The organism is Variovorax nivicola (assembly GCF_051216475.1).
Classification (GTDB): Bacteria; Pseudomonadota; Gammaproteobacteria; order Burkholderiales; family Burkholderiaceae_C; genus Variovorax.
On the sequence record NZ_JBPJZK010000001.1, the window covers coordinates 47,109 to 63,507 of the forward strand.

17 protein-coding genes are annotated in these 16,399 nt (G+C 67.9%); 6 read left to right on the forward strand and 11 right to left on the reverse strand.

Annotation, left to right across the window (positions count from 1 at the left end):
- Nucleotides 1–23 precede the first annotated feature (23 nt).
- The 3 genes from ACSFBF_RS00245 (at nucleotide 24) to ACSFBF_RS00255 (ending at nucleotide 4,064) form a co-directional block, all read left to right on the forward strand.
- Nucleotides 24–1,763 carry a dipeptidase gene (locus ACSFBF_RS00245; protein WP_435464325.1) on the forward strand — a complete coding sequence of 580 codons (1,740 nt, stop codon included), beginning with the start codon at nucleotides 24–26 and terminating at the stop codon, nucleotides 1,761–1,763.
- A 32-nt stretch (nucleotides 1,764–1,795) separates the two neighbouring features.
- Nucleotides 1,796–2,227 carry a hypothetical protein gene (locus ACSFBF_RS00250; protein WP_435464327.1) on the forward strand — a complete coding sequence of 144 codons (432 nt, stop codon included), beginning with the start codon at nucleotides 1,796–1,798 and terminating at the stop codon, nucleotides 2,225–2,227.
- A gap of 97 nt (nucleotides 2,228–2,324) precedes the next feature.
- Nucleotides 2,325–4,064 carry a dipeptidase gene (locus ACSFBF_RS00255; protein WP_435464328.1) on the forward strand — a complete coding sequence of 580 codons (1,740 nt, stop codon included), beginning with the start codon at nucleotides 2,325–2,327 and terminating at the stop codon, nucleotides 4,062–4,064.
- A 1-nt stretch (nucleotide 4,065) separates the two neighbouring features.
- Here the strand turns inward: ACSFBF_RS00255 and ACSFBF_RS00260 are convergent, their stop codons facing one another.
- From ACSFBF_RS00260 to ACSFBF_RS00290, 7 genes are all read right to left on the reverse strand, one after another.
- Nucleotides 4,066–4,383 (reverse strand): chaperone modulator CbpM, encoded by a 318-nt coding sequence (locus ACSFBF_RS00260; protein WP_093055675.1) that lies wholly within the window; start codon nucleotides 4,381–4,383, stop codon nucleotides 4,066–4,068.
- A 2-nt stretch (nucleotides 4,384–4,385) separates the two neighbouring features.
- Complete coding sequence (locus ACSFBF_RS00265) at nucleotides 4,386–5,348, reverse strand: DnaJ C-terminal domain-containing protein (protein WP_435464329.1); 963 nt, start codon at nucleotides 5,346–5,348, stop codon at nucleotides 4,386–4,388.
- Between the two features lie 54 nt (nucleotides 5,349–5,402).
- Nucleotides 5,403–6,056, reverse strand: coding sequence for a histidine phosphatase family protein (locus tag ACSFBF_RS00270; RefSeq protein WP_435464330.1), 654 nt, complete (start codon nucleotides 6,054–6,056; stop codon nucleotides 5,403–5,405).
- Nucleotides 6,057–6,069: 13 nt separating this feature from the next.
- Nucleotides 6,070–8,472: a penicillin acylase family protein gene (locus ACSFBF_RS00275; protein WP_435464332.1), complete on the reverse strand. Its 2,403-nt coding sequence runs from the start codon at nucleotides 8,470–8,472 to the stop codon at nucleotides 6,070–6,072.
- Nucleotides 8,473–8,566: 94 nt separating this feature from the next.
- Nucleotides 8,567–9,148, reverse strand: a complete 582-nt coding sequence (locus tag ACSFBF_RS00280; RefSeq protein WP_435464333.1) for a glutathione S-transferase family protein — start codon at nucleotides 9,146–9,148, stop codon at nucleotides 8,567–8,569.
- 30 nt (nucleotides 9,149–9,178) lie between these two features.
- Nucleotides 9,179–9,817, reverse strand: coding sequence for a CDP-alcohol phosphatidyltransferase family protein (locus ACSFBF_RS00285; RefSeq protein ID WP_435464334.1), 639 nt, complete (start codon nucleotides 9,815–9,817; stop codon nucleotides 9,179–9,181).
- 76 nt (nucleotides 9,818–9,893) lie between these two features.
- A complete protein-coding gene (locus ACSFBF_RS00290) occupies nucleotides 9,894–10,634 on the reverse strand; it encodes a glutamine amidotransferase (protein WP_435464335.1) in 741 nt (246 codons plus the stop codon).
- A gap of 111 nt (nucleotides 10,635–10,745) precedes the next feature.
- Here ACSFBF_RS00290 and ACSFBF_RS00295 point away from each other — a divergent pair, with 111 nt between their 5' ends.
- From ACSFBF_RS00295 to ACSFBF_RS00305, 3 genes are read left to right on the forward strand one after another with little or no spacing between them, the layout of a single operon-like run.
- On the forward strand, nucleotides 10,746–11,204 hold the full coding sequence (locus ACSFBF_RS00295) for a hypothetical protein (RefSeq protein ID WP_435464337.1): 459 nt from the start codon (nucleotides 10,746–10,748) through the stop codon (nucleotides 11,202–11,204).
- On the forward strand, nucleotides 11,205–11,672 hold the full coding sequence (locus tag ACSFBF_RS00300; protein ID WP_435464339.1) for a ribonuclease HI family protein: 468 nt from the start codon (nucleotides 11,205–11,207) through the stop codon (nucleotides 11,670–11,672).
- A gap of 33 nt (nucleotides 11,673–11,705) precedes the next feature.
- Complete coding sequence (locus tag ACSFBF_RS00305) at nucleotides 11,706–11,960, forward strand: DUF3297 family protein (protein WP_093055689.1); 255 nt, start codon at nucleotides 11,706–11,708, stop codon at nucleotides 11,958–11,960.
- A gap of 6 nt (nucleotides 11,961–11,966) precedes the next feature.
- Here the strand turns inward: ACSFBF_RS00305 and ACSFBF_RS00310 are convergent, their stop codons facing one another.
- The 4 genes from ACSFBF_RS00310 to ACSFBF_RS00325 all read right to left on the reverse strand — a co-directional run bounded on the left by ACSFBF_RS00310 (nucleotide 11,967) and on the right by ACSFBF_RS00325 (nucleotide 16,358).
- Complete coding sequence (locus tag ACSFBF_RS00310; protein ID WP_435464340.1) at nucleotides 11,967–12,989, reverse strand: DUF2272 domain-containing protein; 1,023 nt, start codon at nucleotides 12,987–12,989, stop codon at nucleotides 11,967–11,969.
- A 10-nt stretch (nucleotides 12,990–12,999) separates the two neighbouring features.
- Nucleotides 13,000–13,776 (reverse strand): DeoR/GlpR family DNA-binding transcription regulator, encoded by a 777-nt coding sequence (locus tag ACSFBF_RS00315; RefSeq protein ID WP_258354240.1) that lies wholly within the window; start codon nucleotides 13,774–13,776, stop codon nucleotides 13,000–13,002.
- Between the two features lie 133 nt (nucleotides 13,777–13,909).
- Entirely contained in the window at nucleotides 13,910–16,141 is a 2,232-nt protein-coding gene (locus tag ACSFBF_RS00320) for a phosphocholine-specific phospholipase C (RefSeq protein WP_435464342.1), read from the reverse strand.
- A 37-nt stretch (nucleotides 16,142–16,178) separates the two neighbouring features.
- On the reverse strand, nucleotides 16,179–16,358 hold the full coding sequence (locus tag ACSFBF_RS00325) for a hypothetical protein (RefSeq protein ID WP_435464344.1): 180 nt from the start codon (nucleotides 16,356–16,358) through the stop codon (nucleotides 16,179–16,181).
- Nucleotides 16,359–16,399 lie beyond the last annotated feature (41 nt).

The following is a 16,399-nucleotide window of genomic DNA, read 5'->3' on the forward strand; positions in this document are numbered from 1 at the left end:
TTTCAGAATGAGGGGGAGACCTGATGCAGCATTTTCGATTTTCATTGTCTGCGCTTTCGTTGGGCGTCGCGCTCGCCCTTGGTGCGCAGGCGCACGCCGAAACGATCAAGAAGCCCGAGCTCGACCAGCTCGCCATCGCGTGGCTGGCCGGCAAGCCGGCCGCCGACTTCAATGCCTTCCTTGCGCAGGCCGCAAGGAACCAGCCCGCATTGCAGGGCAGCGTGAATGCCTACCGCAGAAAGAGGACCTCGCTGGCCGGCGACGACCTCGTCAACATCGCGCGCCTGCTCGGCCTCTACAACCGCATGAAGAACCAGCAGGCCGTGATCGCGAGCATCGGCACCATGGTGGCGATTCCGACGGTGCGCAACGTGCAGGTGCCGCCCCACGAAAGCGCGCCGATCATCGAATTCGGACAGCTCGTGCAGAAGATGGCGAACGATTTCGGGCTTGCCTACCGCAACGTCGACAACCGCATCTTCGAAATCAGCCTGAAGGGCAAGGGCACCGAAGAGTTCGGCATCCTCACGCATTCCGACGTGGTGCCCGCGGTGCTGTCCGAATGGGTGCTCGACGACGGTACGCGGCTCGACCCCTTCAAGATGACCCGCGTGGGCGACTTCCTCTACGGCCGCGGCACCATCGACGACAAGGGCTCGATCGCGGCAGTGCTCTACGCGATGAAGACGGTGAAGGAAAGTGGCCTGCCCATCGAGCGCAGCATCCGCCTGATGATCGAGACCACCGAGGAAACCGGTGGCGACGCGATGCAGTACTACCGCACCAAGACGCAACTGCCGGCCTACAACATCGTGCTCGACAGCAAGTACCCGGCCGTGGTGGCAGAGAAGGGTTCGGGAGCGCTGAAGGTGCTGTTCCCGGCAGAGCAGGTGGATGGCGCGTCGACCGCGATCACGGCCATGAGCGGTGCCGCATCGGCCAACGCGATTTCGCAGACGGCGATGGCCACGCTCAAGGGCGGCGACCTTGCTGCCGTGCTCGCCAAGCTCGAAGCAGCGAAGCCTGCCTTCCTGCAGAAGTACGAAGGGCAGGGCGGCAAGTTCGCCATCGACATTGCGCGCGGCGCCGACAGCATCGAGTTGAAAGTAACGGGCGTTTCGGCCCACGGCTCGCGGCCCGAGGAAGGCGTGAACCCGTTGCCCCGCCTCGCGCTGTTCCTGCAGGAGTCCGGCGTGCCATTGGCCGCCAACCACTACCTGAAGGCCGTGAAGTACATCGACGCGCTCTACGGCACCGGCTATCTCGGCGAGAAGATGGGCCTGGGCTATGCCGACGACTTCATGGGCCCGCTGACCTTCTCGCCCAACCTCGTGCGCATGGGCAACGATGGCAGGCTCGAAGTCATCGTCAATGCGCGCATGCCGCGCGGGCGCACGCCCGACGAACTCAAGGCGCAAGTCACGTCGAAGATCGACGCGTGGGCGAGCGCGAACAACGTGAAGCTCGAGGTCGCCTACGACCAGGGCAACTGGATGGCGCGCGACCCCAAGGGCGCGTGGCTCTCGACCCTCCTGAACATCTACGGCGACACCACCGGTCTCGAAGCCAAACCTGTGCCGACAGCCGGCAGCACCACCGCGAAGCTGATGCCCAACGCCATCAACTTCGGCCCCGCGATGCCCGGCAAGAAATACACGGCGCACAACGCCAAGGAGTACAAGGAAGTGCCCGATCTCGACGCCGACATGCAGATGTTCACCGAGATGCTGGTGCGCATCGGCAACCTGCAGCAGATGCAGTAGCGGGACGCATCGCATGACCGAGGGGCTTATCCATGGCTGAACAGAGCAGTTGCTATGCGCTTCGCTGCGGCTTCGTGACTAGCGAAGCGGTCGACCGATGCCCGCAATGCGGCGCACGCATGCGATCGGCAAGCCAGGTCCGCCGACTGGGCTGGGTGCTGGTGGTGCTCGGGGTTCTCCTTGCCGCGGGAATGGGCGCGATTGCTTACGCGTTGGTGCCGAGCATGCTGAGTCCCGGAGTGGCCGATGCGCAAGGCGCGCGCTTCACGGGGACTGCGATGCAGGGGAGGACGGTCCTCGGCCTTTTCGGCGTTGTCATCCTGTTCGGCTTCCTGTGCATTGCCAACGGCGCCTGGCAGATCGTCAAGGGACAGCGCAGCAAGTGGCTGGCGATCGCAACGCTGGTGATGGTCGCGCTTATCGTGCTGAGCACCTGGAGAACCATCTCCGTATTGCCGGGCTGATTCCGCAACGTTTCTTCGTAGTGCGCAGAGGCATGTTGCAACGCCTGGCTCGGGTATCGTCGAAGGCTTCCATTTTTGTGAACAGGGAGTCACGTTCATGCAGCAATTTCGCTTCTTATTGCCGGCCCTCACCATGGGCTTGATGGCAGTTGGCCTCACCGCACCGGCCTTCGCAGAGACGCTCAAGAAACCCGCGCTCGATCAGTTGGCCGCGGCCTGGCAAGGCGGCAAGCCTGCGCCCAGCTTCAATGCTTTCCTGGCCCAGGCAGAGAAGGCCAACCCCGAGCTGAAGCCCGCTGTGGCCGCCTATCGCAAGAAGGCTCCGCTGGCCGGTGACGACCTCACCAACATCGCGCGTCTGCTCGGCCTGTACAACCGCCTGCACAACCAGAAGGCCGTGATCGCGAGCCTCGGTGCCATGGTGGCGTTGCCGACAGCGCGCAATGTGCAGATTCCGCCGCACGAGAACCCGACGATCATCGACTTCGGCAAGCTGGTCGAGAAGATGGCGCGCGACTTCGGGCTTGCGTACCGCAACGTCGACAACCGCATCTTCGAAGTCAGCCTCAAGGGCAGGGGCACTGAAGAGTTCGGCATCCTCACGCATTCCGACGTGGTGCCCGCGGTGTTGTCCGAGTGGGTGCTCGACGACGGCACGCGGCTCGATCCATTCACCATGGTTCGCGTGGGCGACCGCCTCTACGGCCGCGGCACCATCGACGACAAGGGTTCCATCGCTGCTGTGCTCTACGCAATGAAGACGGTGAAGGAAAGCGGCCTGCCGATCCAGCGCACCATGCGCCTGATGATCGAGACCACCGAGGAAACCGGTGGCGACGCCATGGAGTACTACCGCGGCAAGGTGCAGCTGCCGGCCTACAACATCGTGCTCGACAGCGGCTACCCCGCGGTCGTGGCCGAGAAGGGCGCGGGCTCGCTGAGCGTGTTCTTCCCCGCGGAGAAAACCGATGCCTCAGTCACTGCGATCACCGACATGGGCGCCGCCGCCGCGGTCAACGCGATTTCTCAGACCGCCACCGCCACGCTCAAGGGCGGCGACCTTGCGGCAGTGCTCGCAAAACTCGAAGCCGCGAAGCCGGTCTTCCTGCAGAAGTACGAACCGCAGGGCGGCAAGTTTGCGATTGCCATCACGCGTGAGGGGGACAGCATCGCCATCAAGGTCACGGGCACGTCGGCCCATGGCTCTGAGCCCCAGAACGGCGTGAATCCGCTGCCGCGGCTGGGCCTGTTCCTGCTGGAGTCCGGCGTGACCCTGGCCGACAACCAGTTCCTGAAGGCGGTGAAGTACGTGGACGCGCTCTACGGCACCGGCTACCTCGGCGAGAAGATCGGTCTGGGCTACAGGGACGACTTCATGGGCCCGCTGACCTTTTCTCCCAACCTGATCCGCACCGGTGCCGACGGCCGGCTGGTGGTGGCGGTCAACACACGCATGCCGCGCGGCCGCACGCCCGAAGAACTCAAGACGCAAGTCACCGCGAAGATCAACGACTGGGCCGCCGCGAACAAGGCAGCGGTCGAGATCAAGTACGACCAGGGCAACTGGATGGCGCGCGACCCTTCTGGCCAGTGGCTGACGACACTGCTCAACATCTATGGCGACACCACCGGCCTCGAGGCCAAGGCGGTATCCGCGGCCGGCGCCACCACGGCCAAGCAGATGCCCAACGCGATCAGCTTCGGCCCCGGCATGCCCGGCAAGAAGTACACGGGGCACAACGCCAAGGAATACAAGGAAGTGCCCGACCTCGACGCCGACCTGCAGATGTTCACCGAGATGCTGGTGCGCATCGGCAACCTGCAGCAGATGCAGTAGCTCAGCGCAGGCCGCGCGCCTGCAGCACTGCCTTGAGCCGGCGCACCTCGTGCTGCAGGTCGAGGATCAGCGCGGCAGCATCAAGGCCCACGCCGAAGTCGCGCTCCAGCCGGCGCGCTTCGAGCGCGTGCTGCAGGTCGGCGCTGGAGAACTGCCAGCGCTCGGGCTGGGTCTCGGTCGTTTCGATCCGCAGGATGCCGACCTCGACCAGTTGCACGACCCAGGCGGTGTCGGCGCCAACGGCGTGCGCCAGTTCACTCGCCGCGAGCGGCTGCGAGGCGCTGACGGCAGTGGCGGTTGTGACAGTGAAATTCACCATGCTCAGACTCCCAGATGCTGGCGTGGGTGGAACGATGCCGTGGCTTGCGCCAGCTGTTCGTAGGCTTTGCGCGCATCGTCGCTGTCGGCGGGCGGCAGCGCGATGTCGAGCAGCAGGTACAGGTCGCCGGGCGTCTTGCCTGCGAAGCCCCGGCCCTTGAGCCGCAGCTTCAGGCCGTTGCGCGCGTTGCGCGGCACGGTCACCTCGACCACGCCGCCGGTGGGTGTTGGCACCTGCACCTGTGCACCCAGCGCGGCCTCGGTAGGCGTGATGGGCAGCGTCATGTACAGGTCGCGCTCTTCCACGCGATACAGCTTGTGCGGCGCGATGCGCACTTCGAGGTACAGGTCGCCGGGTGGCTCGCCGCCGTGGCCGGGCATGCCTTGCCCCGCGAGGCGGATGAACTGGCCCGGGTGCACGCCCGGCGGGATCTTCACGCTGAGCGTGCGGTTCTCCCACTGCGGGTGGCCCTGCGCATCGACGGTCTGCGCGCGCAGCGTGATCTCGCGCTCGGCGCCGTTGAGCGCGTCTTCGAGCCTGATCTCGATGGCTGCATGGTGGTCTTCGCCGCGCGCGCGAAAGTTCTGCCGCGTGGCGCCGCGTCGTTCGGCCTCGCCGAACAGCGACGAGAAGAACTCGCTGAAGTCGGCATGGTCGGCCGGGCCCTGGCGCGGGCCGCGATGAAACTCGAAGCCTTCGTCCCAGCCCGGCGGCGGCTGGAAGTCGCCCTCGGGGTGGCCTCCGCGCGCGACGCGGTCGGCCAGCGCGTCGTAGGCGGCGCGCTTTTCCTTGTCGCCAAGCACGTCCTTGGCCTCGTTGATGTCGCGCATCCGCTTCTCGGCGTCGGGCTCGGTGCTGACGTCGGGGTGGTACTTGCGGGCGAGCTTGCGATAGGCCTTGCGCACCTCGTCTTCGGACGCGGTGCGATCGATGCCCAGTGCGCTGTAGTAGTCCTTGAATTCCATGGTGTGTGGCGGTTCGTTGAGTGGACGGCAACAAGGCCCGAGGAGCGGGGGCGGCTAGGCCAGGGCTGCGTCGCCGTCGGCTTGCCGCAGCAGCGGCGTCACGGCCCATGTGGGGCCGCGGCGCTCGAAACGCAAGGGCTGCGCATTGCCGAGCAGGCCGACGTCGACGGGTACGCCCAGCAGGGCGGCCAGAGCGTAGAGCGTGCCGCCGTGCGCCACCACCAGCACCGGGGCGGGCAGCCGCAGGGCCGTGTCGAGCGCGTCGCGCGTGCGTGCGACGAACTGCGTGAGCGTTTCGCCGCCCTCGGGCTCGCAGGCCCAGTCGATGTTGGCGGACGAGGTGCCGATCAGCGCGCCGAAGTTGCGCTCGCGCAGCGCGGCCTGTGCGGCCGGCACGAGCTTCAGCGTCGTGGCCACGGTGTACGCGGTGTCGTGCGCGCGCCGCGCATCGCTGCACACGACGGTGCTGATCGGCTCGCCTGCCAGCAGCCCGGCGGCACGTGCGGCCTGCTGCAGGCCGAGCTCGCTCAGGGGCTCGTCCACGGCCTGGAAGATGCGCAGCGCATTGCGGCCCGTCTGCCCGTGGCGCAGGAAGTAGAAGTGATCGCAAGCCGGCGACAGCGGCTGCGCCCCGGCGATGCGGATCAGTTCGTCGAGCCCGCTCGGGGCGGTGTGGGCGGTGTGGGGAGAGGCGGTCTGCTGTGACATGGATGAGTTCGTGTCAGTACGCGAGCTGCACCGGCGTGCCTTCGCGCTGTGCCCGCACGTCGGCGGGGTGGAACGGCAACGGGTGCCACTGCTTGGCCGCGAACAGCGGCAACTGGTCGTAGGCGCGCGGAGAAGCCAGGTCGCTGCTCTGGCCGTAGGTCAGCAGGCCTTGAGCGACCGGGCCGTTGGCGTCGAAGGTCACGACCTGCATGTAGCTGCTGCCGTAGTTGACGTTGTAGCCCTTCGGGTCGATCAGCGACTGGCCCTGCGACTCCAGCTTGTTGAGCACGCCCTCGAATTCGTCGCCGCCGTGCAGCGCGATCTTCTGGCCGCGCACCAGGCGCGACTGCGGCACGCCCAGCGGCACGTCGGCCGCGAAGCCGGCGGTGCGCAGGATGCCGACCGCGTCGCCCAGCGCCTTGAACACGGCCTCGCGCGTGGCCGGCGTGGCCATGTCGAGCCCGGCCGGCGTGGTCACCGGCTGCGCGGGGTCGAACGGCACGCGCCAGACCTTCGGCACATCCTTCGTCTTGCGCCAGAACTCGCGGAACAGCGGTGCGCCCTTCGAATCGGCGTTGCTGGTGCGGTCCCAGGCGGTCAGCACGCGGCAGCCCAGCGCCTGGTCGGTGGTGAGCGTGTTGCCGGCGGCGCTGCAGGCGGCCTGCAGGTCGTCCATCACCAGCATGCCCGCGAGGTTCCTGTCGCGGAAGATCACGCTGCGCAGTTCGGCCGCGCCCATGCGGTTGCCGGGCAGGCCGTCGCCACCCGCGAGCCGGCCGCGGATTTCCATGATCGCGCTGCGCGTGCGCAGCCGCTGCGGCACGCCGACCGGGCCCACCAACGGCGACACGCCGGCCATAGGCGCGGTGTCGGGGTTGCTGAGCCAGAAGCTGTCGTTGCTGTTCTGCACGTAGTCCGGCGTGATGAGCACCGGCATGCGCGCCGGCGCGATGATGCCGGGCGCGGCAGCCGCGCTGTCGCGGTTCCACGCGCAGGCGCTGCGCGAGCCGTCGAGCACCGGCAGCCCGGCCGCGTTGAGCAGCGCGGCGGCGGCGGGCGAGGGCGCGCAGCTCTTCAGCATGTCGGCCGACACGTCGGGCACCACCGACAGGTCGGCGTACATCGCGTTGCCGTCGCGGTCGGCCGCGATGGTGTTGATCCACGGCATGCCCTGGTTGCCCATGGCGGCGCGCAGTTCGGCCACGTTGCGGGCCAACGCCATCTTCATCCAGCTCTCGGCCGAGCGCACGTTGAGCGTGTTGGCGTCGCGGATGGCGTAGGCCTTCTGCGCGGTCCAGCCCAGGCCGGCGCGCGGCAGCGAGATCACGGGGCCCCAGTCGGTCGAATAGAAGGTGTGCTGCACCGGCGGTGTGCCGCTGCCCGTTGCCGCGGCGGGCAGTGCCACGGTGCGCGCAACCATCTTCTTCGGCTGGCCGTCGACCAGGTAGACGGTTGGGTCATTGGGGTCGAGCTTCAGCTCGTACAGTGTGAAGCGCTTGCCGGTCGACACGGTGTGCGTCCAGGCCACGTCCTTGTTGAAGCCGATGGACACCACCGGGCTCAGGCCGCCGGTGGCGCCCATGACGTCGAGCTTGCCGGGGATGGTGAGGTGCATCTCCCAGAAACGGTTGGTGCCGGTCCACGGAAAGTGCGGGTTGCCCAGCAGCAGGCCACGGCCGTCCGGCGTGGCGTTGCGCCCGAAGGCCCAGCCGTTGGAGCCGAGTTCGCCGCCCTCGGGGTTGGCGTTGAAGCTGTGGCGGCCGATTTCGGCGACGGCTTCCTTCAGGTCCACAGGCGCGGCGCTTGTCTTGGCGCCGGGGGCGGGTGGCGTGGCGGCCAACACGGCGCCGGCCAGCGCGCCCAGGCCGCCCTGGATCATCGCCATCTCGGTGGCGCGCGACAGGTCGCCAGCCGTCATCGGCCGCACCCAGGGCTTGCCGCGGCAGGCTTCGGGCAAGCCGTTGGGGCCGGCATCCTGCAGGTAGCGGTTGTAGCCGGCCACGTAGCCGCGCAGCGCGGCCTGCACGTCGGGGCTCGTGGTGGTGGCCGCGCGCGCCAGCGCGGCGTCGTCCATGTGGTAGCGGACGAACAGGTCGATTTGCGCATTCGGCGCGCGGCCCAGGCCCAGGTCGCCGGTGTTCTGCGCGCCCAGGAACTGCGAGCGCTCGCCGCGCAGCGTGAGCAGGTGCTCGGCCGTCTGGCAGACGTTGTCCTGCGCATGCGCATAGGCGCTGCCGTACGCCAGGCCCTCGTAGTCCGGCGCGGTGATGTGCGGAATGCCGAAGGTGGTGCGCTCGATGGTCACGCTGCGCCCGCCGGGCGGCGGCGTGCTTGCGCAAGCGGCGAGCAGGGCGACCAGGCCCACGGAAAGGGCCGTGAGCGAAAACCGGAAAGGCGTGGCGTTCTTCGATGTCATGCGAGGCGTCTCTCTTCTTGAAAGGAACAAGGAAGCCGATTAAAGGACGTACCTTTGCCGCGCGTTGTCACCAGCGCGGCACGCCGCGCAGAGTTCAGCCGAACTTCATGCCTTTGGGCCGGGCCTGCAGTCGGTCAATGTAGGCGTCGAGCGTGGGCCGGTTCAGGACACCGCCGAACGCGCGGTGCCAGATGAGCATCGAGCCGATCATCACGTCGGCCGCGGTGAATTGCGCGCCGAACAGGTAGGGCCCGTAGCGCAGTTCGCGCTCGACCGCGTCCTTGGCCGCTTCGAAATTGGTCCAGCCGCGCGCGCTGTTGTTGCTGCGGATCTTCAGGATGGCGTCGCCCATCGCGGGCTCCAGCTGCGCGGTCGAATAGACCATCAGCGACAGGTAGCGGCCCCGGTCCGGTGTGCCGACGGGAGGCGCGAGCCGCTTGCCGGGAAACTTCTCGGCCACGTACATGCAGATGGCGGCGTTCTCGAAGACGCGCGCCTGGCCGTCGACCAGCGCGGGCAGCTTGCCTGCCGGGTTGATCTTCAGGAACCCGGGCGTCTTGTGCGCCTTCTCCTTGAGCAGGGTGGTCACGATCTCGTATTCGGCGCCGGCTTCGTCGAGCATCCACTTGGCGATGTGCGAGCGGCTGTGCGGGTCGAAATACAGCTTCATGGTCATCGGCGTGTCTCCTTCGTCTTGAGTGAGCGGTCAGAACTTGGGAATGCGCAGCGTCTTGCTGATCATGAGCGTGCCCGAGAGCGCGAACAGCAGCGTGAGCGGATGCAACTGCCACGACCCGATGACCCAGGTGCCGCCCCACAAGGCGCTGCCGATGTGGCCCTGCCAGGCTGCGTATGCCAGCACGCCCACCAGCACCACGCTGGTCGGGATGGGCGTGCCTTCGAAGTACTTCACCTTGTCGGAGCCGGCCGACAGTGCCTCGGCCGTCACGTTGAAGCGCGCGAGCCGGCTCACGCCGCAGCCCACGAAATAGATCAGGATCACGCAGTCCCAGCCACCGTTCAGCCCGGCCGCAAAGCCGAGCGCGGCGGGTGCCACGCCGAAGGAGATGATGTCGGCCAGCGAGTCGAGCTCGCGCCCGAGCGCGGATTGCGTCTGGCGCCAGCGCGCGATGCGGCCGTCGAGCACGTCGAAGATGAAAGCGGCCGGTGCAAGCGCGGCCGACCACAGGAACTGCGCAAGCGACTGGCTTGCCATGAAGGCCATTGCGAGGAACACCGCGCCCACCCCGCAAGCTGCGTTGCCGAGCGTGAAGGCATCGGCCAGGTGGAATTCCCGGAGCATCGAAAAATGCTTGCGGGTCGGCGCGGGGGAGGGAGTGGTCATGAAAGATGGGTTGGGCAAACGGCGAATGGACCGCACCTTAACCGAAGCGAAACGCGCTTTTTGTCAGCGCAGGGCGTCAGACGCCGTGGTGCGCTTCGACGATTCGCGCGAAGCGCCCGAGCAGGCTGGCCGCCGCGTCGGTCGAAACCACGTGCTCGCGCAGTGCGGCCGGGTCGGTGCCGGCTCGAGTCAGGTCGCCAGCCAACTGGTCGATGTAGCCGCGCATGACGTCCGCATCGAACTCGGGGTGAAACTGCACGCCCCAGGCATGCGAGCCCGCGCGGAACGCGTGCACCGGCTCGTGGTCGTTGCCGGCCAGCCGCACCGCGCCTTCGGGCAGGCGCAGCGCGCTCTGCCAGTGCACCGCGTGGGCCGGGAACTGCGCGGGCAGGTCGCGCAGCAACTGGTCGGTGGCGGCGGCCTCGTCGAGCGTGACGGTCACGGTGCCGACTTCCGCACCCTGCGGGTGGTCGCCGGCCTCGCCGCCGAGCGCATGCGCGAGCAACTGGTGGCCGTAGCAGATGCCGAGCACGGGCGTGTCGCGCGCTACGAGCTGCGCGAGCCAGGCAGCCGTGGTCTCGCTCCAGGGTTCGCGGTGCGACACCATCGCGTGCGAGCCGGTGACGACCGCGCCCGACACCTGGGTTGGGTCGGGCAGAGCGTCGCCGCGGCGCGGGTCGACCACCAGCAGGGGAAGCGCGTGCGTGTCGAGCCCGTCGGCGATCCAGTGCTCGAAGTCGCCGCGCTGTGCGCGCAGGGCCTCGAAGGTGTCTCCGAGCTTGACGATGACGAGCGGGTGCGGGCGGTGGTTGTCCATGCCCGCGATCATGCCGCAGGTGCGCATCGGGCCCGCAACGGCTACAGTGGATGACCCGGGGCGGTTCCCGGGTGTTTGACCTGACAGAAACCCTGCAGAAAAATCCATCCGATGCGCACCTTGGCTGCCTCCTTCACGATCTTCGCTGCGGCGCTGGGCGCACATGCGGCGGAGGTGGTGCGCTGCACGGACGCCAGCGGGGCCATCTCGTACACCAACGTCGCCTGCCCGGCGGGCAGCAAGCAGTCGCGGCAGGTGCCGATCCTCGAATCGCCGCCCGCCGAGGCACGCCGGCCGGACTACGCGCCGGCGCCCAGTGCCGTGTCGCCATCGCCACCGAGCCAGGTGGCCAGCAATCCGCCTTCGGGCCCGGCCATCATCCCGCGCTATCCGGCCGACACGCAGCCCGCGGCGGCCGATCCCCTGGCCGTCGTCATCCTGAGCCCCGACCCGTACTACGACGGCGTGCGCCCCATCCGCCGGCCGCCGCCGCATGTGCACGACCCTGGGCCGCCGCCCGGCCAGCGACCCTGCCAGAACCTCGCGGGCATCAAGCGCGGCAACTGTTGAATGAGCGCAGCAGGAGAAGTCGGGCCCGGCAGCCTTCCGTGGACCGTCTACTGCGACGGCAGCGCCATGCCCAACCCGGGGCGCATGGGCATTGGCGCCGTCATCACCGCGCCTGACGGCACGCGCCACACGCTGTCGCAGGCCACGCACGCCACAGGCTGCAACAACGAGGCCGAACTGCGGGCGCTGACGCTCGCGCTGCAAGACCTGCGCGAGCGCGGTGCGACGGCGGTGCGGGCCTACAGCGACAACAGCATCCTGGTCGAGCAGCTCGGCCCGGCCGGGGCGAAACCGATCGAGCGCCTGGCCGGCCTGTTCGACGATGCCCGCGCCTTGCTCGGCAGCTTCGACGACGTGCGCGTGCAGTGGATTCCACGCCACCGCAACGGCGAGGCCGACGCGCTGGCACGCGCCGCGCTGGGCTTCGCGCCCAAGCCGCCCGCAAGGCCCGCGAAGAAGCGGCGATAGGGTAGGGCCCGGGAGCCCCTATCATCACGCGCCATGACAGAAGCCACTCCCCGCCCGCCCCTTCCCGACCACCTCTCCATCGATCCGCGCAGCCCGCACCACGTGGCCGCCGCGTTCGAGCACGACATCGGCATCCGTTTCAACGGCAAGGACCGCCTCGACGTCGAGGAATACTGCATCAGCGAAGGCTGGATCAAGGTGCCCGCCGGCAAGACCCTCGACCGCAAGGGCAAGCCGCTGCTGCTCAAGCTCAAGGGCACGGTCGAGGCGTACTACAAGGAAGCGTAAGAGCGCTCAGCGCCACTGCAGCAGCAGCGACCAGGGCTGCCGGCTCATGTGGCGATCGATGCACCCCGGCGCGCCGGGCGTGCATCCCTCGGGCAGGTAGCTCGGGTCCAGCCGCCGTGTGCCCGGCGCAAAGTCGAGCCGGCGCCGCGTGACCGACTGCAGCACGTTGCCGCCCACGGTGTCGAAGCCCGTTGCGTCAACGGCCACCACCACGTCGCAATGCATGGGCAGCGGCTCGCCGCCGGTGTCCCGCGCGGCCAGCACTTCGCCGATCTTGTCGAAGGTGTCGAACCCGGCGCCCGCGCCGCGCGCCTGGCAGACAAGGTCGCCCACGCGCGGTGGCGTGCGTGTCAGATCGCAGGCGCGCAGGGCGTAGCGCGTGGGGCGGCCCGCAGCCTCCTCGACGCCGGCCTGCCACGCGGCGCCCGCATAGTCGACATGCGCCTCGGAGAACACGAACTCGTCGTCCGCCAACCCGGCCTGCCGCGCCAGCCAGCTGATGAAGGCCGCGGACCAGGGCGTGTCGATCACCGCGACCCGGCTCAATGCAGCCTGAACGGCGCGTAGCTCCACTGAATCAAGTCCCTCGTCGGGGCCGACGCCCATGCCCTGCAGGCGCCCGGCCGTCGCTTCGTTCAACGCCTGCATCAGCAGGTGCCGGTCGGCGCCCCGCAGCGCGCCGAAGCGCACGAGCGACGGGAGCTGCGGATCGACGGCCTGCCAGTAGCCCAGCACCCGCTGCCATGGCGCGAGGCCCGGCACCGTGCGGCGCGTGTCCTCGGCCTCCGAGTCGCCGGCCTCGGTCATGCGGCCTTCGGCATCCATGGCCTGGCCGCCGAAGGCCAGGTGCTCCTGTTGCGCGAAGGTCGCCATCGCGAGTGCGCGCGACGGTGAAGGGGCTTGCGTGGCCGTTTCGAGGCAGCCCGATGCGGCGGAAGCCAGGCCCGGCGCGGATGCGAGCAAGAAGGCTGCGGCACCCAGAGCCGCCATCGTCCATCGCGAGGCAGGGGACGCGTCCGGTCTCAGCATGTGATGCGCCTCAGGCCACTATCACCCGCTCGCACGCCTTGCGCAGCGCCGACAGCCCCGGCAGCTCGCGCGCCTTGGCATCGGTGACCACCACGTCGATGTCCGTCGTCCGCGCATAGGTCACGCGGCTGGCCTGGCCGATCTTGGCGTGGTCGGCCAGCAACACCAACTGCTGCGCCTGCTCGGCCATGGCGCGCGCCACGGTGGCTTCGTGGTGCTCGAAGCTCATTGCGCCGTGCTTGGCGTGCAGCCCCACCGGTGACAGCAGCGCGACATCGGCGCGGTAGCGGCGGATGGCCTCGACCGTGGTGTCGCCGAAGGTGGCTTGCGTCTTCACGTCGGTCTGGCCGCCCAGCAGGATGGTCTGGTTGCCGGTGAGGCGGCCTTCGCCTGCGCCCGCGAGCTTGAGCGCGATGTTCAGCGAGTTGGTGATGACCGTCATGCCGCTCAGCGTGCCGATCTCTTCCGCGCAGATCGACATGGTGCTGCCCGCGTCCATGAAGATGGTCTGTCCCGGCCGCAGTAGTGCGACAGCGGCCTTGGCAATGGCGCGCTTTTCGCGCTGGCGCGCCACCAGCCGTACCGCGAGCGGCGGCTCCGGCTCCGCCTTGATGGCAACGGCACCGCCGTGCACGCGGCGCAGCTCGCCGAGGCCTTCGAGTTCGAGCAGGTCGCGGCGCACCGTTTCGCGCGACACCGTGAGGTCTTGCATGATGCGCTCGACGCTGAGTCGCGAGAAGGTGGCGAGCAGGCTGCGGATGCGCAGGAATCGTTCTTCTTGGAGCATGGAATGCCGGCGTAAAAAAGAAAAAAGGGCGGCGTCAGTGTGACAGCCGCCCCGGTTGCACGTGAACAGGCACAGGGGCCGTGCAATTGTGCCGGCCAATATCCCGATGCAGGTGCGTTGGCCCCGTCCGCTGTCAGAGATCGGCGAGGCCCATGGCCGGATCGCTCACCGAGTGCTTGCCGGTTTCGACGCGGCCGGCAAAGCGGCGGTAGAAGGCCGGATCGGAATCGCAGGTAACGGCGAAGTCGTACCACTGGCCGCTGCTGGCCAGCCCCCACAGTTGCTCAGCCTGGGCGCCACCGTTCACCGTGGCGTTCCACGGGCCGTCGTCGCGGTAGGCCTTGGCGCGCACCGTGAACTTGCAGGCGGCCGTGCCGCTGTTGAGCATCTCGACGTAGACGTTGCCATTGGCGATGTCGTAGCACACGCGTACTTCGGGCGATGCCGTGCCGCCCGCGCGCAGGCGGTTGAGGTCGCCCTTGAAGTGCCGATGGAAGCCGTTCGGCCCGAGCACCCAGAGGTCGTAGAAGCCGCTGTCGTCGCTCATCGCATTCCAGGCGTCGTCGAGCTGCTTGCCCGGTTCCACCATGTAGCGGCGCGGCAGGCGATCGAGGTGCAGCTTGTCGTAGACGTGGAACACGGCGGCGGCCTTGCCGGTGTTGGCGAAGATCAGTTGCAGCTTGCCGCCGATCGCATCGCTGCGAGCGCTAACGTGCAGCTCGTAGGGCAGGGCTCGCGAGGGGCGTGTGCCGGTGGCCTGGCGCGGCAGCTGCGGATCGAGCGGCAGGGGAACCGCCGGTCGCTTGGTCGTGCCATCTGCCTCGAACTCTTGCGACTTGCTCTGTTGGTTGGCTTCGTCCAGGCTCTTTCGTCCCGCGAGTGTGGGCAAAGGCTCGCCGTTCGGGTTGGCGAAGTTGAAGGCGCTGGTCAGGTCACCGCACACGGCGCGGCGGAATGGGCTGATGTTGGGCTCCGCGACCCTGAAGCGCGCCTCGATGAAGCGCAGCACCGAGGTGTGGTCGAAGGCCTGCGAATTCACCCAGCCACCACGGCTCCATGGCGAGACCACGTACATGGGAACACGCTTGCCCGGTCCGAAAACCTTGCCATCCGGTGGGTAGTTTTTCTGGCTGCTGGTACCGGGCGGCGCCGGGTAGTTGTGGTATTCGAAGGCAAGCTGTGCAGCGCTCAGCGTGGTCTTGCCGGCGGATGTGCCGTCCGGATTGATGGAGGGGGCGGCCGGAGACGGATAGTGATCGAAGAAGCCGTCGTTCTCGTCGAAGTTGATGAACAGCACGGTCTTGCTCCACACGTCGGGCACGGCGGTGAGCGCATCCAGCACCTGCTGGGTGTACCACGCGCCCTGCACCGGGCTGGAGGGCCCCGGATGCTCGGAATAGGTGGCAGGCGCGATGATCCACGACACCTTCGGGAGCTTGCCGTTCTTCACGTCATTGCGGAAGGTGTCCAGGTACTCGTCCACCTTGGTGCCGGGCATGGTGTTGGCGATGCCCTTGTACAACGGGTTGCCGACGTCGTCGCTGGCCGGATCGTAGGCCAGCACCGGACCGCTGCTGTTGACCGGTTTGCTCGATGCCTCGCTGGCGCGGCGGTACTGCTTGAAGCCGGTCAGCGGGTTGTCGCCGAAGTTGTCGCGCATGTTTTCATACACGATCCAGCTGACTCCGGCTGCCTGCAGGCGCTCGGGGTAGGTCGCCCACTCATAGCCGGTGGTCGAGGGCGGGGTATAGCTGTCGTCCCATTCGTTGGTGACCGTGGCCACGCCGGCCCCGGTAGGGCCGTTGGTGCCGGCCCAGTGGAACATGCGGTTCGAGTTGGTGCCTGCGTGCATGCTGCAGTGATAGCCGTCGCACAGGGTGAAGGCGTTGGCCAGCGCCATTTGGTAGGGCAACTCCGCTTCCTTGTAGTAGCCCATGGAGAGCGTGTTCTTGTAGCGCGGCCATTGGTAGTTGCGGCCACCGTCCCAGGCGTTCTGGCCATCGGACCAGTCGTGCGGCGTTTGTCCCGAGCGCAGCGCGTTGCCTTTGGTCTTGTCCAGGTGGTAGGGCAGGATGGCCTTGCCGCTGGCATCGCTTTGCTGCCACACGTTCATGCCCTTGGGCAGCGGAATGGTGAAGCGGTCACCGAAGCCGCGCACACCCATCAGCGTGCCGAAGTAGTGGTCGAACGAACGGTTCTCCTGCATCAGGATCACGACGTGCTCGACGTCCTGGATGGTGCCGGTCTTGTTGTTGGCGGGAATGGCGAGTGCGCGGCGGATGCTGGGCGGAAAGGCCGTCAGCGCGAGGGCGGCGGCGCCGGTCGTGGCCGTGCCGGTGAGGAATTTGCGACGTGAGTTCGTCATGGGCTTGTTCTTCTGGTTGGACATGGTTCGGCGGGGCTCAGGGTGCGCAGCTCTTCACGGGGGCAACACCGGTGTCGGGTTGCGTCGGCGTGGTGGGGGGCGTCGGCGTGCCTCCGACGAAGCCGCCACCTCCGCTGCCGCCACCGCAGGCGGACAGGACGCAGGCCAGGATGAGCGCGGGCACGAGGCGCGCGCCGGGAAGGGTGTGAATTTGCATGGCTTGATCCTCTGGAATCGTTGTTGCCTTGGGGCTCGGGG